A 22,386-nucleotide genomic window follows, 5' to 3' on the forward strand; every position below is an offset into this window, starting at 1 on the left:
CCGCCTGAGCGAAATATTTTCAATAGGAGGCGATATGCAACCCCTGTTTTTATTGGCCGCTTTTTCAATCGGCATGGCGGTACCGTTTCAGGCCGGTGCCAATGCCTTGCTTGGTCGAACCCTGGGGCATCCCTTGTGGGCGACTTTGGTGTCGCTGCTGGTCAGTTTGTTGTGCGTGCTGCCCTTGTTGCTGTGGTTTCGCGTGCCCGCCGCCAAATTCTCGGCAGTGTCCGCGCTGCCGTGGTGGGCATGGTCGGGCGGGCTTTTGGGGGCGGCCTTCGTAACCGGCGCATTGTTGCTGGTGCCGCGCATCGGCGCGGCGCCGTTCATGCTGTGCGTGGTGGCCGGGCAGGTGTTGATTTCGGTCGCCATCGACCATTTCGGTCTGATGGGCTTGCCGGTGAAAGCGGCCAATCCGGGGCGCATCGGCGGAGTGGCGCTGGTGCTGCTCGGCGCGGCCTGGCTGCAATGGGCCGGGCGAGGCGAAGGTTGAATCCACGGAGTGTGGATGCCCTCTGCGCACGCGGTTTGCGCTCAATTTCGCCGCGTGCGTGTGTGCTTGCGTCCGCACAACCTACGGGCGTGGCAAACCGTTTGCCCTATCGAATGGAGGACTTATGCAAGCGATAAAACCATTATTGGCACACCCCGATGTTTCGTTTTCTCCACTGGAGCAAGGGATTGAAGTGAACAACCCGGCCACGGGCGAAACGCTGGCCTATGTGCGCAAAACCGATAAAGCCGCGCTCAGCGCTTTGATTGAACGCGCCGCGGCGGCGCAAAAAGTTTGGGCGGCCAAAACCGCATTGGAGCGCGCCGATATTTTGTGGCAATGGTACGGTTTGATTAAAAGCAATCGAGAAAACCTCGCCCGCCTGATGACGATGGAGCAGGGCAAAAGCCTCACGGAAGCGCGCGGCGAAATCGATTATGCGGCGGGCTTTATCCGCTGGTTTGCCGAAGAAGCGCGCCGCATCGACGGCGATGTGCTGACCAGTGTGAAACCCACGCAGAAGCTGCTGGTGATCCGCCAACCGATCGGCGTGGCCGCCGCAATCACACCCTGGAATTTTCCCGCAGCCATGATTACCCGCAAAGCGGCTCCGGCTTTGGCGGTGGGTTGCGCGATGTTGGTTAAGCCGGCAAGCCTCACGCCTTTGAGCGCGTATGCGTTGGCGGTGTTGGCATACAAAGCAGGCATTCCGCGCGATTTGCTGGCGGTGGTGAGCGGCAGCGCGGGCGAAATCAGCCAAACGTTCGCCGAAAATGAAACCGTGCGCAAAATCAGCTTTACCGGTTCGACCGAAACCGGTGTCAAAATCTTTGCCGCGAGTGCACCGCAGATTAAAAAACTCAGCTTGGAGCTGGGCGGCAATGCGCCGTTTATCGTGTTTGATGACGCCGATTTGGATAAAGCCGTGGAAGGCGTGTTGGCCAGCAAGTTCCGCAACAGCGGCCAAACCTGCGTCTGCACCAACCGCGTGTATGTGCATGCCTCGGTTTATGATGCGTTCTGCAACAAGCTGGCCGCGCGCATGGCTGCGTTCAAATTGGGCAACGGTTTGGAAGAGGGCGTGAACCAGGGGCCTTTGATTGATGAAAAAGCGGTTGCCAAAGTGGAAGAGCATATCGAAGACGCGCTGGCCAAAGGCGCGGAATGTTTGGTCGGCGGCAAACGCAGCAGCTTGGGCGGCACTTTTTTCGAGCCGACCTTGTTGTGCGGCGTTCACGCCGGTATGAAAGTGGCCTCGGAAGAAACCTTCGGCCCGCTGTGCCCTGTGTTCCGGTTTGAAACCGAAGAAGAAGCCGTGGCTGCCGCCAACAACACCGAATTCGGCTTGGCCGCTTATTTCTACACGGAAAACGCCGCCCGCCAATGGCGCGTGGGCGAAGCCTTGGAATATGGCATGGTGGGCGTGAACACAGGCTTGATCAGCAACGAAGTTGCCCCGTTCGGCGGCGTAAAATCAAGTGGCTTGGGGCGCGAGGGCAGCAAATACGGAGCAGACGAATATTTGGAATTGAAATATCTTTGTATCGATGTGGCCGGGTAATAATAAATGCCTGTCTGAAAAAGTTTCAGACAGGCATTCTTGTGTTTTCCGGATTGACCGCTTTAATTGGTTAGGCATTTCTGTTTGTCTATCGCCTGACCCACGCTTACGCCGTATTGGTAATTGGGGTTTTTGGCATTGCCGGGCAAACGCTGGTTCACTTCGGCATGAGCCAGATAATCGGCCAGAATTTCTTTTTCTTCATCAGTTAACATGCTCAATTTACCGGCATGCTTTTGAATATCTTCTTTGCTGTTCAATACGACATTTTTAGGATCGCCAAAGAATAAAGTAAGTAGTTTGCGCATTTTATTTACCGTAGTTGTAGGATAACCTTAAAACACAGGCATTACCTTTAAAATTTTAAAGAACGAGCCTGTTTTTGTGTTGTTGTGAAGCTGACGTTGATGCAGCCATATTATAGATATTCGGTTAAAAAATCAACTAAACGGTATTTTTATTTTAGTTAAGCTGATTCAAGCAGGCTTAAAAATTTGGCTAAATTGATATTTCTATGAGCTTAGCCGAGTGTTGTCTGATTTGTAGGGTGTTGGAAAAATGCCGGATAGAATCAATAGCGCGGCACCGACGGATCAACCGTTTGCGACCATTCGTCAATACCGCCTTTCAGATTATACAGTTTGTCAAAACCGGCCTCGGCCAGATACATGGCGCAATGCAGGCTGCGTATGCCGTGGTGGCAGTAAAGCACGATGGGTTTGTCGTCGGGCAATTCATTGTGGCGCAAAGGAATCATGTTCATCGGAATGTGCACATGATTCGGCAGACTGCAAAAAGCCACTTCTTCATCTTCGCGAACATCCAATAAAACCGCGTCAGGATGCTTGGAGAGAAAAGCTTTTAGTTCAATGGGGGAGAGTTGGACAATATCGTTCATAATCGGGTGGATGTGTTAAGTGTGGCGTTATTCCTGCCGGGTTATGCAAACCCGCTATAAAAACAAGCTGCTTATTCAAGCAGCTTGCGGGAATGACAGACTTTTAAAAATGAAATTTCGAAGGCTTGGCAACGGTAGGCGCCTGAAGGCCTGCAACCGAAGTGTCAAATAAAGTAACCGAAGTATATTCATCACCGTTGCGCGTGATTTGCAGCGCGTGTTGAACTGGCGAGCCGCCTGTAATGATGACCAAACGGCCGCCGTCTTTCAATTGGCTTTTCAACACTTCAGGCACATCCGGAACGCTGCCGCCGACATAAATCGCATCGAAAGGCGCGCCGCCCACTTGCCCGGCCAAGCCGTCGCCGTTTTGATAAATAATGTTGGTCAGCCCCACTTTATCCAAAGCAGCTTTGGCCAATGTTTGTTGCGCCGCATCCATATCAATCGACACCACTTGCCCGGCAAGCGTGGCCAAAAGCGCAGTGGCATAGCCCGAACCGGTACCGATTTCCAATACGTTATCGGTTTTCTTCAGAGCAAGCCCCTGGATCAGGCGGGCAACGATTCGCGGCTCCAGCATTTTGCCTCCGTTGGGCAGAGGCAGGCACACGTCGGCATAGGCGTAAGGCTTTTGCTCTTCGGTAACGAATTCTTCGCGCGGAATGGCATCCAGGGCATCCAAAACATCAAAGTCCAGCACGTCCCACGGACGGATTTGCTGTTCTACCATATTGAAACGTGCTTTTTGAAAGTCCATTGATTTACTCCATTGATTTTATAGTGTGAATAGTGGTTTGGCGCTGATTATAATGCTTTTGCCTTCGTTTTAACAACAATGCCTGTCTGAAAAGACGGGTGCGCAAAATAAACGGCAAACTGCTTTTTCAGACAGGCATTTAGATTATGTTGCCGAAAAATGCCGGCTGCCGATTAAAAGGCAGATTTTTTGCAGAAACTCAGCATCCGTTTGGTCGAACTGGCCGGTGGTTTCGGAATCGACATCCAACACCGCCGCAACCTTCCCGCCTTGACCGAAAACAGGCACAACGATTTCCGATTGGGAAAGCGAGGAGCAGGCAATATGATCAGGATGTTGGTTAACATCGGACACAATCACCGTTTGCGCTTGCGCCAAGCTCTGCCCGCACACCCCGCGGCCATAAGCGATACGGGTACATGCCGGCGGGCCCTGAAAAGGGCCGAGCACCAAGCCGCCATCTTGTTCAACCAAATAAAAGCCGACCCAGAGCCAGCCGAACGAGCTTTTCAACACAGCCGTGATGTTGGCCAAATTGGCAATCAAATTAGGTTCACCGTCAATCAAAGCTTCGATTTGCGGTAAAATTTCCCGATACATTTCAGATTTATCGGATGATGAGAAAGTGATTTCGTGCATATCTGATTTTCGTTTTGGTATGGATTCGAATATTTTAAACGGGTTGCCGGTTGAAACCGTGATCTTGCTGAAACACCGTTTCAGCCTTTCGCCGTCTTTTCGCTACCGAAAAAGCAGGCACAGCGCGGCAAACCGAAAACCGGATTACTATATCATGTCGAGTTACAGCCTGCTACAAAACTTCAAGACGCTACAAATAATTTGCGGTACAATTCGCCAAAGTCGGCAATGCCTGTCTGAAAAACAGATAAGAAAGGAAGCAAACCATGTGGGATAAAAAATGGGTGATCGGCAATTGGAAGATGAACGGCCAGTTGCAGAATAATAATGCATTGGTTCACAAACTGCGCTCTTTACCCAAAATGGAGAAAGTATGTATCGGCATATCTCCGCCCACCGTATATCTTTCCCAAGTGCATAACGCCGTAAATATCGTGCTCGAAAACAAAATCCATACCTGCGCGCAGGATGTCAGCCGATTTAACGGCAGCGGTGCCTACACAGGGGAAGTGTCCGCCGAAATGATGAAAGATGTGGGCGTTGACATCGTATTGATCGGCCATTCCGAGCGCAGCCTCTATTTCAACGAAAAAAACGATGTGCAGCGCCATAAAATCGAAAACGTGCTCAATGTGGGCCTAACCCCGCTTTTATGCGTGGGCGAAAGCCTGAAAGAGCGTGAAGACGGTCGGGAGAAAGAAGCGGTGGCCTATCAGCTTTCCGTATTCAAGGGGCTGAAAACCAAACATTTTGCCGTAGCCTATGAGCCCGTGTGGGCAATCGGAACCGGCAAAGTGGCCACAAAAGAACAAATTGCAGATATGCACGATTTCATTTACAACGAAATCTTGTCATTGTGCGGAGAAGATGCTAATATCCGCATTCTTTACGGCGGCAGTGTAAACGATAAAAACGCAGCTGAAATTTTTACCGTTCCGCATGTGGACGGTGCTTTGGTAGGCGGCGCATCACTTAAATACGAATCGTTTACCGCGATTATCCAAGCCGCCCAAGATGCTTGAAGAACATTTATGGAAACCATTAAAACCGTTATTTGGTTATTGAATATTTTTGCTTCGATTACCGTGATTATCTTGGTGCTGATGCAGCAAGGTAAAGGCGCAGATGCAGGTGCCACATTCGGAGGAAGCGGTAGCGCGCAGGGCGTTTTCGGTTCGGCCGGCAGCGCAAATTTCTTAAGCCGCGCCACAGCCATTGCCGCAACGGTTTTTTTTGCCAGCTGCCTTAGCTTGGTATACATTAACACCCATGTTCCGAAACACGGAATAGACTTCAGTACGGTGCAGCAGCAAAACGCACCGGCACAAACGGAACACAATACAAAAATCCCGACCAAACCGGCTTCGGGTGCACAGTAAAAATCATTATGCCGACATGGTGAAATTGGTAGACACGCCATCTTGAGGGGGTGGTGACCTTAGGTCGTATGAGTTCAAGTCTCATTGTCGGCACCATCAAAAGAAAACAGCCCAATTTTCGGGCTGTTTTTTTACGTCTAATACCGTCTAACGCCATAAACCAAGATTCAAGCATAGCAAGGCTTTCAGACCGATTAAGGGTGTTTTCAGACGGCCTTAATTATCCGATACAGTAAAATCCCGTCCAATTGAATAAACCAAAAAACGGGGGTATATTTAGGGGTATCTGAAAAACACCCCTAAAAAAATACCCCCAAATGCCGCTAAATGACCGCCAAATAAGGAATGCCAAGCCCGCTGCCAAGCCATACAAACTAGCAGATGGCAAGGGCATGTTTTTACAGGTTACACCAGCGGGCGGGAAGTTATGGCGGCTGAAATACCGCATAGACGGCAAAGAAAAATTACTTTCAATCGGCAAATATCCCACCGTTTCTTTAAGCGAAGCCCGAGAAGCCGCCGAAAATGCCCGCCGCCTGATTGCAACAGGGCAAGACCCCAGCGCAGCCAAGCAACAGGCCAAGCAAGAGCGGCAGGCTGCCCTACTGAATACCTTTGAAGCAATAACGCGCCGATGGCATAGCGAGAATCTGCACCGTTGGAAGCCTGACAATGCCGCCCGCATTCTCAATCACTTTTCAAAAGACGTTTTCCCGTATATCGGCGGGCAACAGATAGACGGCATAGCCGTATCAGACGTGAAAGCCGTAATTGAGCGTATAGCCGCCCGCAATGCAACGGCCACCGCAGAGAAAATCAGACAATGGATAGCAGCCGTTTACGGCTATGCCGCCATGTTGGAAATAACCGACCGTAACCCTGCCGCCCCATTGCGTGGCTTTTTGGCCAAAGCGGAAACCCGCCATTTACCCGCTTTGCCTCGTGAAGAACTGGCCGAGTTTTACCGCCGCTTGATATTGGCCGATATTGACCCGCAGAACCGTATAGCCGTAATGCTGGTTATGCTGGTGTTCATAAGAAGCACCGAATTACGCGGCGGGCAATGGAGTGAGATAGACTGGCAGGCAAAAACATGGACTATCCCCGCCGAGCGAATGAAGCTACCCCGCGCCCATGTGATACCGCTTTCAGATTGGGCGCTGGAATTATTGCAAGAGCTACACGGCCACACAGGGCAAACGCCTTATCTATTCCCTAGCCGCACAAAAACGGCAGGCTTTATCAGCGAAGCTACCTTAAACCGCATTATTGAGCGGCTAGGTTACAAAGGAACGGCCACGCCGCACGGTTTCCGTAGCTTGGCAAGCAGTATATTAAACGAACAGAACTTTAACCCCGATGCCATAGAACGGCAGCTTGCCCATGTGCCGAAAGATAAAATCCGCGCCGCCTACAATCGGGCGGAATACTGGCCGCATAGGGTAGAAATGATGCAATGGTATTCAGATTATTTGCGTGAGCGTTGCAACCAAGCCCGCACCATGATTGAAACAGATAGCCAAGAATAGGTTGTTTTAAGAACGCATAACACCAGCCCGCCGCTGGTGTTTTTTTATGCCGTTATACGATATTGGATTGTTTTAGATGATACTAAGTAGTAACATAGAAACAAATGCAAGAGAAAGGAGTTGAATCATGGCAGCCATTATGACGAGCAGGGAATTTAACCAAAACACCAGCCGGGCAATGCGCGAAGCAGACAATGCACCGTTGATGATAACCAACAGGGGCAAGCCCTCGTTTGTACTGTTGAGCTATGCCGAATATCAAAAGCTGGCAGGCAAACCCCAAAGCGCACTTGATGTATTGATGGCTATAGAATGCCCCGATGCGGCCGATATAGAACTTGAAGTACCACCGAGAAGCCAAGCACAACGCCGCAAAGTGGATTTTGGGGAGTAACCGTGTATTTACTGGACACCAACATAATCAGCGAAATGCGGAAAATAAAACGGGGCACCGCAGATAAAGGTTTGACTGCATGGCTTGCCGATACCGGCAGCGGCATTTTCTACACCAGCCCCGTTGTTGTTATGGAGCTTGAGCGGGGCGTATTACGCATGGAGCGCAAAGACCAAACACAAGGGCAGGTATTGCGGGCATGGCATACCGCTGTAATGCAGGAACTGTTCGATAAGCGCATTTTACCGATAGACGAAACCACCGCTGCCATTTGCGCCCGATTGCATACCTCCGATCCGGCACCTGAAAACGACGCATGGATAGCGGCAGCGGCCATACAGCACCGCTTGATACTGGTAACGCGTAATACCGCCGATTTTGAGCATACCGGCGTGAAATTGTTTAACCCGTTTGAAGTGGTTTGAAAAATTTACAGTCTTGGCCCGCATCGTGATTGATACGGAGCAAAAGGCTCTCTGCAAAGTTACCGATAGGAGCAATTACATTGATTGATAAATCAGATTATGTGGATTTTTTAGACTGTTTGGATAGGGTAAACAGAGCGGCAAGGATCAGTTTCCATGAAAGGAATGATTCTAAAAAGCTTGAGACAGAAGAAACTCTTTTTGCTGCATTTTTGGAGGAGGCTGAAGAATTTGATGAATACTGGAAAGAGATAGCGGAAAGTAAGATTTTCAAATACTACACAGATTTACCACACTTTAAAATCTACCGCAAAAAGGCGGTCAAGTTTTGGAAAACAGCGAAACAAATCAGATTTAAAACACTTGAAGAATTTGCAAGGGATATTGTTCAAAGATGGTTTGAAAATCCTGAATATTTATCAAGTGAGAAATGGTTTTTTGCGAATATGGCAGAATGTTATTGTTTAGATGGAATGCCTGCCCAAACCGTTTTAAATACAGTTTTAGTTATGGCACAAAATGAGTTTGAACCGACTGTTACAACAGCAGAAGCAAAGAAAGCCGCTGAATATCTTAAAAAGCATCAATCAGAAATATTAAAACAGCGGGATATATTAGATCGCTATTTGAAACAGCAAGGATTTACCGGCAACTCCGTATCTTCGAGGAGCATGCTTAAAAAATACTACCTTAAGCAGGAGGAAAGAGCGAGAAAAGCAGAGTATCTAATTGAGCCTGATTTGCTGAACACTGTATTGAAACAGCATGATACAAAAACTATTGCCGCCAAACGAGTTGCGGGTAGTTTGTTTATGCTTGATAAGTTTGTTAAATATAATCCGCCTGTTTCCGCTATCACGGAATTATCAAATCTGATAAGCCAAGAATTAATCTCAGATGATACAGTTAGCAGACATGTTAAATCATTGAGAGCTATCCGTAACAGTTTGAAAAAATAACCGCAAAATTTACTCTTTTTGATACAGAATATGCGGAGCAGCTCTACACAATAAAAGTGGTAAAGATGCCCTGCAAAATTCTATGATAAAACAGTAATCTTTGCCGATACACCCGCCCCATGAGGGCGGTATCTTTTTGCCATATTCCAATCACGCCTTATCAGGCAGAAAGAGATTGATTTATGGCAACCATCTTACGCCAGCACGAAGTAACCAAACGTCTTGGCATTTCATCAAGCACGCTTTGGTATCGTCTCGACCCCAAAAACCGCCGCCACGACCCCGATATGCCCCGCCCGTTTAAGTTATCCGGCAGCGGTAATGCAATCGGCTGGCTGGAAAGCGAAATAGACGACTATATCGCCAAACAAGCGGCTAAACGTATCTAAAGGGGACAAGCGATGAAAAAAGAAACCGCCCAAAATACACAAGGCATTTCAGACGGCAGCATCCCTACAAAAACAGGCCGACATTATGCACCGTTTGCCCCTGATTCACAATGCGGCGAAATCCTAAGCCATATCCGAACCTACGGCAGCATCACGAGCTATCAGGCCGCGCAGATGGGCATTATGGGCTTTAACGCGCGTATCAAGGATTTACGCGATGCCGGTTATCCCGTTATCTGCACCATGCAACCGCATATCAACAAACGCGGCAGAACCGTTAAACGCGGTATCTACACGCTAGCCATAGGGAAAGGGGCGGCATGATGAAACCGATCACACTCGACTATCAAGGCTTGCCCATTCATGCCACCCGCGAAGCATGGTTTAACGCTACTGAAATAGCTGAATACCACGGTAAGCGGCTTGATAACTTTTTTGGCCTGAAACGCACGCAGAAATATATTCAAACCATAGCCAAACAGAAAGTTTCAAATCCCTTAGATCGCAGGGATTTAAAAACACCATTCAACCCTGCCGACTATCCCGAATTGATACAGACCAAACGCGGGCGGTATAACGGCGGAACATGGCTGCACCCTGATTTAATGGTGTGTTTCGCCCGCTTTATTAGTCTTGAGACCGCATAGCGACGCAGGATAACCATGATGAATTACACAAATAACTTACCTTACAGCAAATTAATGGTTCAAGCCCAAGCCAACATTAAGAACCTGAAACCAAACCAACTAACGCAAGCTAAAGAGCTATTGGCTTTAATGAAAGCTGAAAGCAACGGCGCCACCAGTCTGTATAAAGCTGTTTTAGAAGCGGCTAAAGCCGGTGTGGAACCGACCCTTGTGTTACAGCAAGCCCGTATCGCGATTCAACAACATCAGGCCGATATTCAAGCATTAAGCCACGCTATTGCACGGCAGGATTCAGTAACAGAACGCAGGGGATAAACTGTTTTTTATATCGTTCGGAAACCTTAAGCGTATAAAAAGCGGCGCAGCGCTTGACAAACCGAGACCGGAGAATCACAATGCAGATTCTCTCTCAAAAACATAGCCCAAATCAGCAGGGTAAACGCTGATTTTTTCACGCCAAAATTTCACATTGAGCGGCCACATTTTCAGATGGCCTATCAAGTCAAGTTATGGCGGTGTCGGTAAGCAGCAATGCCCCGGCTGGTGACTATGTACCAGAGAGAGCACCGCCCCCTAATGGGATTCTCAAACTCTCAACAAACATAGGAGCATTCAAAATGCAAAACATTCAAACCGCGCAACAAGCGCAAAACACCCAACAGCAAACTATCGCCGTTTCCCGCGAACTGGTATGCAATAGTGCCGATTCATTGTGGGCTTTATACCGCATTTCAGAAGCAGCCGAAACAATCGCCCTAACCATCAAAGAGCTTTCCCAAAGCAATACCCTAATTGCGGCACAAGCCGATTTACTGCTTCAGATCAATGAAGAAATCCAAGCACATCACAGCCCAAAATCATACAGCTATCAGCTTTGGGAGCTTGTAGAAGAAGCAGACGCGGCAACAAGCAAATAACCCCCTTTGCTATTCCCCCGGCTTTGCCCCATGCGGGCAAGGCGGGGTTGTTGCAACCTTACGTTTTCAGACAGGCATAGCTAAAACTGCCTGAAACCGCACATTTAGGGAGAGAAGTTATGAAGCCCGATTTAAACACTATCCGATCTGCCGCACATGGCCGCTGGCCTGAAATCCATGCAGCGCTTGGTGTGCCTGCCGAGCTACTTAACACCCGTAAACACCAGCCTTGCCCCTATTGCGGCGGCAAAGACCGTTACCGCTATACCGACTATCAAGGCACGGGCGCGTTTATCTGCAACCAATGCACCCCCGACGGCGGCAGCGGCTTTGATTTATTGATGCTGGTGTTTGGTTACGACTTTGCCACCGCAGCCAACGAAACCGCCGCTTTATTGGGCTTTTCAGACGGCCAAGCAGGGCAACACCAGTCCCGCGCCTCGTTGCCGCCTGCCAAGCCTGCCACCCCGCCGAAAGACAAACAGGCCGCCTTACTTGCCCTATGGCACGAAGCGCAGCCCATCAACAGCCAAGACCCAGCCGCGCAATATCTGCAAGGGCGGGGCATACCTGATACCGCTTTTCAGACGGCCTCAAATATCCGCTATCACGCAGCCTTACCCCTATGGGCAACCGACACCGACGGCCAAACGGCCAAGCCGCTGTTAATCGGCCATTTCCCCGCCATGCTGGCCGCTGTAACCACCGCCGACGGCCAATTACAGGGCTTGCATAAAACCTACCTTAATGCGGTTTATACCAAGCCATACGGCGATAACGGCAACCATATCCCCGCCTTTACCAAACTGAATATCCACCACCCGCAGACAGGCGAGCCGTTGCCCGCCAAAAAGATGCAATCCCGCTTACCCGATGCCCTGAAAGGCGCAGCGGTACACCTTTTCCCGCCTGATACACAAGGCCGCCTGATTGTGGCCGAGGGCATAGAAACCGCCTTTGCCGCCCGCGCCCTTTTCGGCCTGCCAGCCGTTGCCGCCTTATCTGCTTACGGCATGGCTTCGTTTGTATGGCTGTCTGAAACACAGGAACTGTTTATTTGCGCCGACAACGACGACAACCGCACGGGCATGAAAGCCGCCCACAGCTTGGCAGTAAGAGCCATCAAAGCGGGTATCAAGGCGCGGATATGGCAGCCCGAAACAGCAGGCTTTGACGCTTTAGACGAACTGAACTGCCGCCAAGACGAACAGACCGCCCCGCCGTAAACCGCCGTATTTGCGTTTTCAGCCCGTTTCCCTTTCAGACGGCCTTACCTCTTACCTAAGCGGATAACGCCCCAAACAGCGAAGATTTACCCGCCTGCCGTCTGAAATACACCAGCAAACCAAAAGGGCAGCCGATACAGGCCGCCCAAAACAGGAAAAATCAGGAATACCATCATGAAAAACGAAACTATACACGACAACACCGCCGACACCAGCCCCGAAACCATTCAGGCCACCGCCCTTGCCGAGTTTGAACAAGCAGAATTACGCCCGCATTTCCAATGTACCAAAAACGGCGTTTTCTACATTGCCGTAGAAACCGACAAGCACGGCGAAGTTCACGAAAAACCCCCGCTGAAACTGGCCGACCCAATCGAGCTTATCGGGCGCGGCACCGACGAAACGGGCAGCCATTACCGCATTATCCGCTGGCGCGATGCCGTAACCCGCAAAGCCCGCATAGAAGCCCTGCCGATGGCCGAAATCGGCAACAACTGGCAACGCCTGCAATCACACGGCATTACCGTTATGGCAAGCCGCAGAAAACGCGAATTACTGGCCGATTATCTGCAAACCGACGGCAGCAACGAACGCTACACCGTAACCAACCGCGCGGGCTGGTGTGCCGACAATACAGCCTATATCCTGCCCAACGGCGAAGCCATAACCGCCAAAAAACAGCCCGCCAAAGTGATTTATAACGGCGACAAATCACAGGCCGACAGCTACACCGAAAGCGGCAGCCTTGAAGACTGGCAGCAAGGCATAGCCCGCTATATGGCAGGCAACAGCCGCCTATGCTTGGCAATCGGCACAGCCCTAGCCGCCCCGCTTGCCCGCCTGTTGAATATCGAAGCAGGGGGATTCCACCTTTTCGGCGATTCACGCGACGGTAAATCAACCGCCGCCAAAGCCGCACTATCTGTATGGGGCAATCCTGAAACGCTTATGCTGACATGGACAGGCACAGGCTTAGGCTTTACCAACACCGCCGCCGCCCGCAATGACGGCCTATTGGTATTAGACGAAATCGGCCAAGCCAACGCAAAAGCCGTAGCACAAACCGCCTATTCCGTGATTAACGGCGTTTCCAAAGTACAGGGCGCAAAAGACGGCGGCAACCGAGAATTAAGCCGCTGGCGCATTTTCATGCTTTCCACCGGCGAAAAGCCCCTAAACAGCTTTCTGAAAACGGCAGGCGTAGAATGGAACGCAGGCCAAGCCGCCCGCCTGCCCGATATTCCCAGCGACGCAGGCAAAGGCTTCGGCATTTACGATACCCTGCACGGCCACGAAAAAGGCGCAGCCTTAAGCGAAGCCATTACCGCCCACGCCGCCCGATACCACGGCACAGCAGGCCGCGCCCTTATCCGCCTGCTATTGGAAGACCCTAAAGCTATCGACGAAGCCCGCGCCACAATGGCCGACTTTATGGCCATGTTGCCCGATACCGACGGCCAAAGCCGCACCGTTGCCTTACGCTTTGCCATAACCGCCGCCGCGCTGGAACTGTCCGCCAAACACGGCATTACAGGCTTAGGCACAGGGGTAGGCATGATAGGCATCAAGCAATGTTTCGACGCATGGCACAGCCGTACAGGCACGGGCAAGTATGAAGACAGCCAAATCATCAAACAGGCCATAGACTTTATGCAACTTTACGCAGAATCCATGCGCTTTGTGGATTGGAACAGCGAATTTACCAATCAAGACCACGCAGGCTACCGCCGCCGCGCCGAGCAAGAGAATGACGATGAATTTTGGATAATCCCCGCCGTATTTGAAAGTGAAATATCGAAAGGTTTTGAGCCGAACAAAGCTTGTAATGTACTTCACGCTATAGAATGGTTGAAACGCAATGAAACGGCAGGCCGCTGGAAATTTCAACGCTTTGGTAAAGGGCGGTTTTATGTATTGGTAGGCATAGAGCCACCAAACCAAGAAGAACAATAGGCCGTCTGAAAATCTTTAAGCTTCCCGGGCAGAAACCCACTTTTCTGAATTTTTAGAGTCCATAAAAAAGCAAAGTCTGAAAATCTTTAAGGTTTACCGACAGACAACCAACCCGACACCAGCCCGCGCCGCTGGTGTTTTTTCATGCCTGAAACTAGCTAAGCGTTGTAATGTTTCCTATTGGGAAACAATAGCCATCAAAAACGCCTTATTGTTTCATAAAAAAATTTTTGCTATACGGAATAACCAAAAATTAGCGGTTATAGCGGTTATTACAATTAAAAACAGCCTGAAAGCCTTTATTTATAAGTATTTTAAGCATAACCACTTACATAAATTAACGCGGTTATGAGTGGTTATGAGTGGTTATTTCTTTATATTTATAGACTTATAGTGTTAAGAAGCAAGGCATAACCGCTGATACCCGGTCTGTTTTCATGCAGTGGTTATGATTTAACCTTTTAATATCAGAATGTTAAGTAATTTATAACCGCATAACCGCCATAACCGCTATGTTTTGCATATATAGCAATGTTTTTTAGAGTGTTTTAGAGTGATAGATACGTTGCTGAATGGAGGGTAAACCCCGCTGTTACTGGTGTTTTGAACGGGGTAATTTAATGACACATATCAGGTTTGTGTAGATCAATTTGCAAATTTTGCACATGCAAAACAGCCGATACCTTGCCCGACTACCCATGTAAAACATGAAGCAAACACAATAAATTGCAAGACCTTTAAAACGCAATCTGGAGCGAAAATGGGCGGGTTTCGGAGCATTTTAAAAACACAGACACCGGTCAAACGCCAAAATAGCAGATTCACCGCCATAAATTTCAGAACCTTTTAACAGCCAAAAAACCTTTCTTACATGGGGTTGTATTTCAAAATGAAAAAAGTCCAATAAAATCAAAGATAGATTTAAAGAACCACTCGAACGACTTTCCTGCCTCGCCCAATTTTGCTATTCAAGTAAAATCAAATACTTGTAAAAAAACGCGACGGCTAAGCTTAAACAGGAAAAGTGGAATTTAATGACACATTGGCTGCCTGAAAAACATCAAAAAATTTGTTATACTCAATCTAGCAAAACCTCATACCCCAAAGCTGCCAAAAAACCACAAAACCAGCCGAAAAACGCTTTGACTTTTGCAAGATGGGGGTATATTTGGGGGTATTTATCAAATATTGAAATAAAATATATAATAAAATCAAAAATTTAAATGGTAGATTCAAGTCTCATTGTCCACCATCAAAAGAAAACAGCCTAATTTTCGGGCTGTTTTTTTATGCCTGTTATAATCCGATAACATACATTGTGAAATCACATGCAACAGAGAGAAGGTATTTGAATGCTCAAAATTTTATGGATCATTGTGATACTGGTGGTTGGCGTGCTGCTTACTGCTTTGATCACTTATAAAAGCCTGCCTGAAAATGTTGGGCGCAAAGAGTCGATACGTTTGCCGGTGAATCCCGAAGGTAATATGGCCAAGCATTTGGTTCGTGAGGTGACGGCGCACAAGGGGGAGAGTGGTTTGTATCCTTTGGCTGGCGGGCGTGATGCTTTTGCTGCGCGCCTGGCTTTGGCCGAGAACGCACAGTATTCGATAGATGTGCAGTATTACATATGGCACGATGATGTTTCCGGCCGTTTGTTGATGCAGAGCTTGAAAAAGGCGGCCGACCGCGGGGTGCGTGTGCGGATGTTGTTGGATGACAATACTATGGCGGGTATGGACGGCCTGCTTGCGGCTTTAAACAGCCATCCGAATATTGAAGTGCGCCTGTTTAACCCTTTTATGCAGCGCGGTTTCCGCCCTTTGGGATTTCTGAGTGATTTTTTTCGTTTGAACCGCCGTATGCACAATAAATCGTTTACTGCCGACAGTGTGGTCAGCATTGTGGGCGGCCGCAATATCGGTGATGAATATTTTGATGTGGGCAGCGGGGTGCTGTTTGCGGATTTGGATGTTGCTGCGGTGGGTAAGGCTGCCGAGGATGTTTCGGAAGACTTCGACCGCTATTGGGCGGACATGGCGGCTTATCCTTTGGAAACGATTACGGGCAAGATTCAGGAGGCGGATTTGGATACCGTGCCTTCCGGCGATCCTGTTACCCAGGCCTATCTGAAAACATTGGCGGAATCTGATTTTGCGGGGCATTTACGCGGGGGCAATTTGCCGTTGGTGTGGGCGAAAACGCAGTTGATCAGCGACGATCCGGCCAAGGTGCACAATAAGGCGCTGGCGAAGGATACGGTGATGGCGAAGATTGCTCCGATTATGGCAGGCGCGGAGAAAGAATTGTTGATTGTTTCGCCTTATTTTGTGCCCGGAAAACGGGGCACGGCTCTGCTCAACGGTGTGGCTGAAAAAGGCGGCAATGTGGCGGTGTTGACCAATTCGTTGGCGGCAAATGATGTGGCGGTGGTTCATTCGGGCTACGCCAAGTATCGGAAAGACTTGCTCAAAGGCGGCGTGGCGCTTTATGAATTGAAGGCGGATGCTACTGTCCGGCCGAAAAGCAACCACTTTTTAGGCAGCAGCAGCGGGGCGAGTTTGCATGCGAAAACGTTTTCCGTGGACGGGCAGTATTTGTTTGTCGGTTCGTTCAATATGGATCCGCGCTCGGCGATTTTGAATACGGAAATGGGCTTGATGGTTGACAATGAAGAATTGGCGGCGCAATTGGGCAAAGGTTTGAAGGCCGGAAAGCATCAATACACCTATATGGTTGAGGCGGGTGATAAAGGCGGCCTGCAATGGCGTACTGGGGAAAACGGGCGGGAAGTGGTTTATAACGACGAACCGCACAGCACATGGGTGCAGCGGGCGACTGTTTGGGTTGCGTCAAAATTGCCGATTGAATGGCTGCTTTGATTGGGGATGCAGATGAATGCCTGTCTGAAAACTTTTTCAGACAGGCATTTGGTTTGTTGGGGGTATTGATCAGCGCTTCACAGGCTGTGTGCCGACTACGGTTTCCACCCAGCCGTTTTCACGGACTTGGGTTTGGCTGCTGATGCGCGGTGTGGTGCCTTCCGGAGTATCCACTTGAACGGGCAGGTTGGGCTGCGGGGCGGGTTCGATGCGCTCGATTAAGCCGTCGGGGCGGGTGGTAACGGTGGGTTGCGAGCCTTTGGGCGGCTCGGGCTGGTAGCGCTTGCTGTCTATCATTGTGGGGATGCCGGGTTGGCGGGGAATTCCGACCACGGAAATTTCTACGCGGCGGTTGGGCATATTGCATTCGTCGCGGCGGGCTTTGTTTTTGGCGAAGCGCTCGTTACAATCGTCTACAACCAGATTGCTGCTGCCGCGGCCTTCGGTTTGAATCAGCTTGGCAGGTACGCCGCTGCTTTCCAACACACGCGCCACGGCTTGCGCGCGTGCCTGCGAGAGGGCGCGGTTGGCTTCGGCATTGCCGATGGGGTCGGTATAACCGCTTACATGAATGCTGCGTACATAAGGCAGGTTGTTGACGATTTCTCCGGCAATGCTTTGGGTTTGCGCGGTGCCTTTTACGGAGATGTCGGATTTGTTGAAATCAAACAGGGAGGCGGCATCCAGCGTGAATTTTTTCAGCTCCTTCGGCTCTTGTTGAACAACCGGTTGCGGCTCTTGGTATTTAATCGGCACATATTCCCAAGCATGCGGCATTTTGTGGTCGAAAGTTTGTACGTGGGAATACTGACAAGCAGCCAAAAACAGCAAAGAGGCAGAAAGGGCAAGGGCTTTTTTGTTCATCGACACACTCCTGAATGAAAACGTTGAGATTCAATATTCGAGTTAAGCCGTCCGTGATGTTTGGAAAAGTTTAATATCTTGAATTTTCAAGGAAAGTAAAGTTTGTGCAGGTATATTTGGGTTTGTGTAAACATTTCTTATAGGGTTATCATACCCGAAAACGCTCAAATGATGTAGCCGCAAAACATATTTGCTTCATTTGCTTGGCTGCTTGGTCGTGAAATTCAAACCGTTTGTATTTTTTTATTGACATGCTGGTAATGCCTGTCTGAAAGGGCATATTGTGAAACTGAAACAATTTTTAAAACAAGCTTCTTCCGTGTTAAACCGTTTGGATGCGGTGTTGCCGCCGGAAACGAAAGAGCCGGATTGGCATGCGCTGGCCTACCGCTGGCAGAGCGTCGGCAAGAAAGGCGTGCTCGAGAGCCTGCCGAATCCGCACACTTTTCCTTTGAGCAGGTTGGCGGCGGTGGAGGGGCAAACGGCGAAACTGGTGCGCAATACGGAGCAGTTTCTAAGCGGCCGCCCCGCCAACAATGTGCTGATGACGGGTGCACGCGGCACAGGCAAGTCTTCGTTGGTAAAAGCTTTGCTGCACGAATATTCGGAGCAAGGGCTGCGCCTGATTGAAGTGGACAAAACCGATTTGGCCACGCTGCCTGCGCTGCTCGCGATTTTGCAGCATAGGCCGGAGAAGTTTATTGTGTTTTGCGACGATTTGTCGTTTGAAGACGGCGAACACGCTTATAAAGCCCTGAAAACCGCGCTCGACGGCGGCTTGTCGCTGCGCTGCGAAAATGTTTTGGTGTATGCCACATCCAACCGCCGCCACCTGATGCCGGAATATATGGATGAAAACACAGGCGGTGAAATCGGCGCGCGTGGCGAAATCCACCCGAAAGAAGCGGTAGAAGAAAAAGTATCGCTTTCCGACCGTTTCGGCTTGTGGCTGAGTTTTTACCCTTTCAGCCAAAACGAATATTTGCAGGCAGTGGAAAACTGGTTGCAGGCGTTTAACCTGCCTTTTGATGAAACCGCCCGCCATGCCGCGCTTTTATGGGCGCAAACCCGCGGCAGCCGCTCCGGCCGTACCGCTTGGCAATTTGTGTGCGACTGGGCGGGCAGGTTGCCCGGGCAGCGGGTACCGGATTGAGATTGGATTGTTTGGCCGGCCCCGGAGGCAATGTTCAGAAGTGTAAAAGCCGGGCCGGATTATAAGAATTCAGACAGGCATTCCGTCTAACCAAACAGCATCAACCTCTCAATTGACTGATTAAGGAGTATATCCAAGATGGAACCGCGGTTTAAACATGCTAAAAATTTTGCATTGCTGGCCGCTTCCGCCGCCACGGCTTTTGCATTGATCTGGCACTTGCCGCAGGCAGGCGCGGAGCGGGTAACGGAAAAACAGGTGGCCGCTTTATCCGTGTTGCACGATACGGCGGGAAAATCTGCGGCCAATTACATTCAGGCAGGCAAGCCTACTTTGGTGAAGTTTTGGGCGAGCTGGTGTCCGCTGTGCCTGTCTGAATTGGAGCCGACCGAAGCATGGGTAAAAGACCCGCGTTTTAAAAAGGCTAATTTGGTTACCGTCGCATCTCCCGGCTATCTCGGCGAAAAAGCCGCCGGCGATTTCGAAACATGGTATAAAGGCTTGAACTACCCCGCATTGCCGGTGCTGTCCGATCCCGGCGGCAAGCTGGCGCAAAGCCTGAATATCGGCGTTTACCCCTCTTGGGCACTATTGGATAAAAACGGCAAAGTCGCCCGCATCATCAAAGGGCGCATCAACGAAGCGCAGGCTTTGGCACTTCTGGAGAACCCAGAAGCCGATTTGGGCAAACTGCAAAACACATTTTACAAATCAGAGAAAAAGGAATCCGTAGCGATGAATACCCGAACCATTTATCTGGCCGGCGGCTGCTTCTGGGGCCTGGAAGCCTATTTCCAACGCATCAACGGCGTGGTTGACGCCGTATCCGGCTATGCCAACGGCAAAACCGACAGCAAACCATCTTACGAAGACGTGGTTTACCGCAACACCGGCCACGCCGAAACCGTGAAAGTTACCTACGATGCCGACAAGCTGAGTTTGGACGATATTTTGCAATACTATTTCCGCGTGGTTGACCCGACCAGCCTCAACAAACAAGGCAACGACACCGGCACGCAATACCGTACCGGCGTGTATTACACCGATGCGGCCGAGCAGAAAACCATTGCCGCCGCGCTGGCAAAAGAGCAGAAAAAATACGGCAAACCGCTGGTGGTGGAAAATCTGCCTTTGGCTCAGTTTCACGAGGCCGAGGAATACCATCAGGATTATCTGCTGAAAAACCCCAACGGCTATTGCCACATCGACATCCGCAAAGCCGATGAGCCGTTGCCCGGAAAAAGGGCGCCTGCCGATAAAAAAGGCTTCGATGCCGCAGCTTACCGCAAGCCCAGCGACAACGAGCTGAAAAGCAAGCTGACCGCCGAGCAATACCGCGTTACCCAGCAAAGCGGCACGGAATACGCTTTCAGCCACGAATACGACCACCTCTTCGCGCCGGGCATTTATGTGGATGTTGTCAGCGGCGAGCCTCTGTTCAGCTCCGCCGACAAATACAACTCGGGCTGCGGCTGGCCGAGCTTTACCCGCCCGATTGAAGCCGCCGCGGTAACCGAACATGAAGACAACAGCTACAACATGCAGCGTGTAGAAGTGCGCAGCCGCGCTGCCGATTCACACTTGGGCCACGTTTTCCCCGACGGCCCGAAAGACAAAGGCGGCTTGCGCTACTGCATCAACGGCGCCAGCCTGCGTTTTGTGCCTGTGGATAAAATGGACGCCGAAGGCTACGGGCATTTGAAAGCTTTGGTGAAATAAGGAAGAGGGGATAGCAATGCCTGTCTGAAAAAGTTTTCAGACAGGCATTTTGCTGGATATATAGCCAATCCGTTTAGATAACAACAACGTCATACTCGGGCTTGACCCGAGTATGACGAGAGCGGGCTTTTCTGATGTCGGATAGAAATGCCGCCCGACTATCGCATTGCGTGTTTAAAAAACAAACATGCCTGTCTGAAACGAGCAAAGCAAGTTTTCAGACAGGCATGTTTTATCAAACGGGCTTCAGCTGCGTTTGGGGTCGTTCGGGCGCAGTTGGGCGGCCAGTTTGTCGAGGATGCCGTTGATGAACTTGTGGCTGTCGGTGCCGCCGAAAGTTTTGGTAACTTCGATGGCTTCGTTGATGATGACCGGATACGGCGTTTCGGGCATGACCGAAAGTTCGTGGCAGGCCATCAGCAATACGGCGCGCTCAACGGGGTTGACGTCTTTTTCGTCGCGGTCGAGCAGCGGGCGGATAATCTGCATGTATTCGCTTTGCTTGTTGGCTGCGCCGAAAAAGAGGGCGGTAAACAAAGCGTCGTCTGCTTTGGCGAAATCCTGGCTTTCGCGGATGTTTTTGGCGGTTTCGGGTGCGCCGGCTTGGTTGAGCGCGGCTTGGTAGAGTGCCTGCACGGCAAACTCGCGGGCGCGGCGGCGTGGGGTTTTCATGGGTTTTCCTTCTTAAAATTCGATTTTTTGCGGGCGGGCGCTTGCGGTTTCAACCGAATGTTCAGTCGTCTTGTTCGGAAAGCAGCAAGTTGACCAGGTTGCCGCATTCCACGGCGACAATGGCGGCATCGGTGGCTTTTTCCACAATGCGCGCGTGCGCCTGCTCGTCGTTTTCGGTGGTGAGGATGGCGTTGGCAATCGGGATGTTGTAGTCCAAACCGACGCGGGTTACGGCGGCGCCGGATTCGTTGGCGACCAGCTCGAAATGGTAGGTTTCGCCGCGGATGATGGCGCCGATGGCAATCAGGGCGTCAAAGCGTTGAGAGCTGGCGAGGTTCATCAGCACAATCGGCACTTCCAATGCGCCGGGCACGGTGACGAGGGTGATGTTGTCGGGCGACACGCCGAGCTCTTGCAGCTTTTTCACGGCCACGTCAACCATGGCGCTGCCCACTTCGTTGGTGAAGCGCGCCTGCACGATGCCGATGCGCAGGTCTTTGCCGTTGAGGTTCGGTTGGATGATATTCATTGTTTTTCCTTGTCGTTTAACGGGAGTCGGGTGTTTCAGACAGGCATTCGGTCGGTATGCCTGTCTGAAAAAAGTTTATTCTTGGGGTTGCCAATCGGCGGCGGGTAGGAAACGGCCTGTTTCGTCGGCCTCCCATGCGCCTGCGGTTTCTTGCAGTATCGGCAGCAGGGCGGGGCAGCGGTCGGTGATTTCGTTGATGCCGCATACGGTGAAGTTGTCGGGATTGTCGGTGTATTCGTCGGTTTCGTTGCCGCTGAAAAAGCGCCAGCCGCTGTCGTGTTCAAACACGGGGGCTTCGCGGTAGGCAAAGCCGACCGGCTGTTTTTCTTCAGTGATGGCTTTGCTGGCAACGCAGCGTTCGAGTGCGGCGGAAAGGGCGTTGGCGAATTTGTTCATGC

The 22,386-nt window shown here is 50.6% G+C and carries 27 protein-coding genes and 1 tRNA gene; 20 read left to right on the forward strand and 8 right to left on the reverse strand.

The genetic code is table 11. From position 1 onward, the window contains the following. Nucleotides 1-34: 34 nt before the first annotated feature. Both EL143_RS05735 and EL143_RS05740 read left to right on the forward strand, forming a co-directional pair. A complete protein-coding gene (locus tag EL143_RS05735; protein WP_085415689.1) occupies nucleotides 35-493 on the forward strand; it encodes a DMT family transporter in 459 nt (152 codons plus the stop codon). A gap of 124 nt (nucleotides 494-617) precedes the next feature. Continuing rightward, a complete protein-coding gene (locus EL143_RS05740) occupies nucleotides 618-2,054 on the forward strand; it encodes an NAD-dependent succinate-semialdehyde dehydrogenase (RefSeq protein WP_085415688.1) in 1,437 nt (478 codons plus the stop codon). A 62-nt stretch (nucleotides 2,055-2,116) separates the two neighbouring features. Here the strand turns inward: EL143_RS05740 and EL143_RS05745 are convergent, their stop codons facing one another. The 4 genes from EL143_RS05745 to EL143_RS05760 form a co-directional block, all read right to left on the reverse strand. Further along, on the reverse strand, nucleotides 2,117-2,362 hold the full coding sequence (locus EL143_RS05745) for a hypothetical protein (RefSeq protein WP_085415687.1): 246 nt from the start codon (nucleotides 2,360-2,362) through the stop codon (nucleotides 2,117-2,119). 263 nt (nucleotides 2,363-2,625) lie between these two features. Continuing rightward, nucleotides 2,626-2,952, reverse strand: a complete 327-nt coding sequence (locus EL143_RS05750) for a rhodanese-like domain-containing protein (protein ID WP_085415686.1) — start codon at nucleotides 2,950-2,952, stop codon at nucleotides 2,626-2,628. 103 nt (nucleotides 2,953-3,055) lie between these two features. Beyond that, nucleotides 3,056-3,712: a protein-L-isoaspartate O-methyltransferase family protein gene (locus tag EL143_RS05755; protein ID WP_085415685.1), complete on the reverse strand. Its 657-nt coding sequence runs from the start codon at nucleotides 3,710-3,712 to the stop codon at nucleotides 3,056-3,058. A gap of 144 nt (nucleotides 3,713-3,856) precedes the next feature. Beyond that, nucleotides 3,857-4,351: a GAF domain-containing protein gene (locus tag EL143_RS05760; protein ID WP_085415684.1), complete on the reverse strand. Its 495-nt coding sequence runs from the start codon at nucleotides 4,349-4,351 to the stop codon at nucleotides 3,857-3,859. Between the two features lie 266 nt (nucleotides 4,352-4,617). Here EL143_RS05760 and tpiA point away from each other — a divergent pair, with 266 nt between their 5' ends. The 16 genes from tpiA (at nucleotide 4,618) to EL143_RS05840 (ending at nucleotide 17,051) form a co-directional block, all read left to right on the forward strand. Further along, nucleotides 4,618-5,373: a triose-phosphate isomerase gene (tpiA, locus tag EL143_RS05765; protein ID WP_085415683.1), complete on the forward strand. Its 756-nt coding sequence runs from the start codon at nucleotides 4,618-4,620 to the stop codon at nucleotides 5,371-5,373. A 9-nt stretch (nucleotides 5,374-5,382) separates the two neighbouring features. Then, a complete protein-coding gene (secG, locus tag EL143_RS05770) occupies nucleotides 5,383-5,730 on the forward strand; it encodes a preprotein translocase subunit SecG (protein ID WP_085415682.1) in 348 nt (115 codons plus the stop codon). A gap of 10 nt (nucleotides 5,731-5,740) precedes the next feature. Beyond that, nucleotides 5,741-5,826, forward strand: a tRNA-Leu gene (locus EL143_RS05775). A gap of 221 nt (nucleotides 5,827-6,047) precedes the next feature. Beyond that, entirely contained in the window at nucleotides 6,048-7,259 is a 1,212-nt protein-coding gene (locus tag EL143_RS05780) for a tyrosine-type recombinase/integrase (RefSeq protein WP_085415681.1), read from the forward strand. A 127-nt stretch (nucleotides 7,260-7,386) separates the two neighbouring features. Continuing rightward, nucleotides 7,387-7,653: a type II toxin-antitoxin system prevent-host-death family antitoxin gene (locus EL143_RS05785; RefSeq protein ID WP_085415680.1), complete on the forward strand. Its 267-nt coding sequence runs from the start codon at nucleotides 7,387-7,389 to the stop codon at nucleotides 7,651-7,653. A 2-nt stretch (nucleotides 7,654-7,655) separates the two neighbouring features. After that, nucleotides 7,656-8,078, forward strand: coding sequence for a type II toxin-antitoxin system VapC family toxin (locus tag EL143_RS05790; protein ID WP_085415679.1), 423 nt, complete (start codon nucleotides 7,656-7,658; stop codon nucleotides 8,076-8,078). A gap of 80 nt (nucleotides 8,079-8,158) precedes the next feature. After that, the gene (locus tag EL143_RS05795) at nucleotides 8,159-9,037 is read left to right on the forward strand and encodes a hypothetical protein (RefSeq protein WP_085415678.1); all 879 of its coding nucleotides are present in this window, start codon (nucleotides 8,159-8,161) and stop codon (nucleotides 9,035-9,037) included. 182 nt (nucleotides 9,038-9,219) lie between these two features. Next, nucleotides 9,220-9,426, forward strand: a complete 207-nt coding sequence (locus EL143_RS05800; RefSeq protein ID WP_085415677.1) for a helix-turn-helix transcriptional regulator — start codon at nucleotides 9,220-9,222, stop codon at nucleotides 9,424-9,426. Nucleotides 9,427-9,438: 12 nt separating this feature from the next. Then, a complete protein-coding gene (locus EL143_RS05805; protein ID WP_085415676.1) occupies nucleotides 9,439-9,750 on the forward strand; it encodes a helix-turn-helix domain-containing protein in 312 nt (103 codons plus the stop codon). Next, nucleotides 9,747-10,073 (forward strand): KilA-N domain-containing protein, encoded by a 327-nt coding sequence (locus EL143_RS05810; protein ID WP_085415675.1) that lies wholly within the window; start codon nucleotides 9,747-9,749, stop codon nucleotides 10,071-10,073. The genes EL143_RS05805 and EL143_RS05810 overlap by 4 nt, the downstream gene beginning before the upstream one ends. A gap of 15 nt (nucleotides 10,074-10,088) precedes the next feature. Continuing rightward, nucleotides 10,089-10,388 (forward strand): hypothetical protein, encoded by a 300-nt coding sequence (locus tag EL143_RS05815; protein WP_126326646.1) that lies wholly within the window; start codon nucleotides 10,089-10,091, stop codon nucleotides 10,386-10,388. Between the two features lie 302 nt (nucleotides 10,389-10,690). Then, nucleotides 10,691-10,990, forward strand: a complete 300-nt coding sequence (locus EL143_RS05820; protein ID WP_085415673.1) for a hypothetical protein — start codon at nucleotides 10,691-10,693, stop codon at nucleotides 10,988-10,990. 119 nt (nucleotides 10,991-11,109) lie between these two features. After that, nucleotides 11,110-12,216 carry a DUF7146 domain-containing protein gene (locus EL143_RS05825; RefSeq protein WP_085415672.1) on the forward strand — a complete coding sequence of 369 codons (1,107 nt, stop codon included), beginning with the start codon at nucleotides 11,110-11,112 and terminating at the stop codon, nucleotides 12,214-12,216. 174 nt (nucleotides 12,217-12,390) lie between these two features. Next, a complete protein-coding gene (locus EL143_RS05830; RefSeq protein ID WP_085415671.1) occupies nucleotides 12,391-14,169 on the forward strand; it encodes a DUF927 domain-containing protein in 1,779 nt (592 codons plus the stop codon). Between the two features lie 1,034 nt (nucleotides 14,170-15,203). After that, nucleotides 15,204-15,392 carry a hypothetical protein gene (locus EL143_RS05835; protein ID WP_126326648.1) on the forward strand — a complete coding sequence of 63 codons (189 nt, stop codon included), beginning with the start codon at nucleotides 15,204-15,206 and terminating at the stop codon, nucleotides 15,390-15,392. A gap of 129 nt (nucleotides 15,393-15,521) precedes the next feature. Next, entirely contained in the window at nucleotides 15,522-17,051 is a 1,530-nt protein-coding gene (locus tag EL143_RS05840) for a phospholipase D family protein (RefSeq protein WP_085415670.1), read from the forward strand. Between the two features lie 69 nt (nucleotides 17,052-17,120). Here the strand turns inward: EL143_RS05840 and EL143_RS05845 are convergent, their stop codons facing one another. Continuing rightward, nucleotides 17,121-17,915: an OmpA family protein gene (locus EL143_RS05845; protein ID WP_085415669.1), complete on the reverse strand. Its 795-nt coding sequence runs from the start codon at nucleotides 17,913-17,915 to the stop codon at nucleotides 17,121-17,123. A gap of 283 nt (nucleotides 17,916-18,198) precedes the next feature. Between EL143_RS05845 and EL143_RS05850 the strand changes: the two genes are divergently transcribed. Further along, entirely contained in the window at nucleotides 18,199-19,068 is an 870-nt protein-coding gene (locus tag EL143_RS05850; RefSeq protein WP_085415668.1) for an ATP-binding protein, read from the forward strand. A 138-nt stretch (nucleotides 19,069-19,206) separates the two neighbouring features. Further along, nucleotides 19,207-20,787, forward strand: coding sequence for a bifunctional peptide-methionine (S)-S-oxide reductase MsrA/peptide-methionine (R)-S-oxide reductase MsrB (gene msrAB, locus EL143_RS05855; RefSeq protein WP_126326650.1), 1,581 nt, complete (start codon nucleotides 19,207-19,209; stop codon nucleotides 20,785-20,787). Between the two features lie 246 nt (nucleotides 20,788-21,033). On the opposite strand, the gene nusB is transcribed toward msrAB, so the two are convergent. The 3 genes from nusB to EL143_RS05870 all read right to left on the reverse strand — a co-directional run bounded on the left by nusB (nucleotide 21,034) and on the right by EL143_RS05870 (nucleotide 22,384). Beyond that, complete coding sequence (gene nusB, locus EL143_RS05860) at nucleotides 21,034-21,459, reverse strand: transcription antitermination factor NusB (protein WP_085415667.1); 426 nt, start codon at nucleotides 21,457-21,459, stop codon at nucleotides 21,034-21,036. A 61-nt stretch (nucleotides 21,460-21,520) separates the two neighbouring features. Further along, nucleotides 21,521-21,988: a 6,7-dimethyl-8-ribityllumazine synthase gene (gene ribH / locus EL143_RS05865; RefSeq protein WP_085415666.1), complete on the reverse strand. Its 468-nt coding sequence runs from the start codon at nucleotides 21,986-21,988 to the stop codon at nucleotides 21,521-21,523. A 75-nt stretch (nucleotides 21,989-22,063) separates the two neighbouring features. After that, nucleotides 22,064-22,384, reverse strand: a complete 321-nt coding sequence (locus tag EL143_RS05870; RefSeq protein WP_085415665.1) for a DUF2185 domain-containing protein — start codon at nucleotides 22,382-22,384, stop codon at nucleotides 22,064-22,066. Between the last annotated feature and the right edge of the window lie 2 nt (nucleotides 22,385-22,386).

This window comes from Neisseria canis, from assembly GCF_900636765.1.
GTDB classification, from domain to species: Bacteria; Pseudomonadota; Gammaproteobacteria; order Burkholderiales; family Neisseriaceae; genus Neisseria; species Neisseria canis.

Excerpts from the sequence above, each read along its gene's own strand:
- EL143_RS05735 (WP_085415689.1), top strand. The coding sequence starts at position 35 with ATGCAACCCCTGTTTTTATTGGCCGCTTTTTCAATCGGCATGGCGGTA.
- EL143_RS05740 (WP_085415688.1), top strand. The coding sequence starts at position 618 with ATGCAAGCGATAAAACCATTATTGGCACACCCCGATGTTTCGTTTTCT.
- EL143_RS05745 (WP_085415687.1), bottom strand. The coding sequence starts at position 2,362 with ATGCGCAAACTACTTACTTTATTCTTTGGCGATCCTAAAAATGTCGTA.
- EL143_RS05750 (WP_085415686.1), bottom strand. The coding sequence starts at position 2,952 with ATGAACGATATTGTCCAACTCTCCCCCATTGAACTAAAAGCTTTTCTC.
- EL143_RS05755 (WP_085415685.1), bottom strand. The coding sequence starts at position 3,712 with ATGGACTTTCAAAAAGCACGTTTCAATATGGTAGAACAGCAAATCCGT.
- EL143_RS05760 (WP_085415684.1), bottom strand. The coding sequence starts at position 4,351 with ATGCACGAAATCACTTTCTCATCATCCGATAAATCTGAAATGTATCGG.
- tpiA (WP_085415683.1), top strand. The coding sequence starts at position 4,618 with ATGTGGGATAAAAAATGGGTGATCGGCAATTGGAAGATGAACGGCCAG.
- secG (WP_085415682.1), top strand. The coding sequence starts at position 5,383 with ATGGAAACCATTAAAACCGTTATTTGGTTATTGAATATTTTTGCTTCG.
- EL143_RS05780 (WP_085415681.1), top strand. The coding sequence starts at position 6,048 with ATGCCGCTAAATGACCGCCAAATAAGGAATGCCAAGCCCGCTGCCAAG.
- EL143_RS05785 (WP_085415680.1), top strand. The coding sequence starts at position 7,387 with ATGGCAGCCATTATGACGAGCAGGGAATTTAACCAAAACACCAGCCGG.
- EL143_RS05800 (WP_085415677.1), top strand. The coding sequence starts at position 9,220 with ATGGCAACCATCTTACGCCAGCACGAAGTAACCAAACGTCTTGGCATT.
- EL143_RS05805 (WP_085415676.1), top strand. The coding sequence starts at position 9,439 with ATGAAAAAAGAAACCGCCCAAAATACACAAGGCATTTCAGACGGCAGC.
- EL143_RS05810 (WP_085415675.1), top strand. The coding sequence starts at position 9,747 with ATGATGAAACCGATCACACTCGACTATCAAGGCTTGCCCATTCATGCC.
- EL143_RS05815 (WP_126326646.1), top strand. The coding sequence starts at position 10,089 with ATGATGAATTACACAAATAACTTACCTTACAGCAAATTAATGGTTCAA.
- EL143_RS05820 (WP_085415673.1), top strand. The coding sequence starts at position 10,691 with ATGCAAAACATTCAAACCGCGCAACAAGCGCAAAACACCCAACAGCAA.
- EL143_RS05825 (WP_085415672.1), top strand. The coding sequence starts at position 11,110 with ATGAAGCCCGATTTAAACACTATCCGATCTGCCGCACATGGCCGCTGG.
- EL143_RS05830 (WP_085415671.1), top strand. The coding sequence starts at position 12,391 with ATGAAAAACGAAACTATACACGACAACACCGCCGACACCAGCCCCGAA.
- EL143_RS05835 (WP_126326648.1), top strand. The coding sequence starts at position 15,204 with ATGACACATTGGCTGCCTGAAAAACATCAAAAAATTTGTTATACTCAA.
- EL143_RS05840 (WP_085415670.1), top strand. The coding sequence starts at position 15,522 with ATGCTCAAAATTTTATGGATCATTGTGATACTGGTGGTTGGCGTGCTG.
- EL143_RS05845 (WP_085415669.1), bottom strand. The coding sequence starts at position 17,915 with ATGAACAAAAAAGCCCTTGCCCTTTCTGCCTCTTTGCTGTTTTTGGCT.
- msrAB (WP_126326650.1), top strand. The coding sequence starts at position 19,207 with ATGGAACCGCGGTTTAAACATGCTAAAAATTTTGCATTGCTGGCCGCT.
- nusB (WP_085415667.1), bottom strand. The coding sequence starts at position 21,459 with ATGAAAACCCCACGCCGCCGCGCCCGCGAGTTTGCCGTGCAGGCACTC.
- ribH (WP_085415666.1), bottom strand. The coding sequence starts at position 21,988 with ATGAATATCATCCAACCGAACCTCAACGGCAAAGACCTGCGCATCGGC.
- EL143_RS05870 (WP_085415665.1), bottom strand. The coding sequence starts at position 22,384 with ATGAACAAATTCGCCAACGCCCTTTCCGCCGCACTCGAACGCTGCGTT.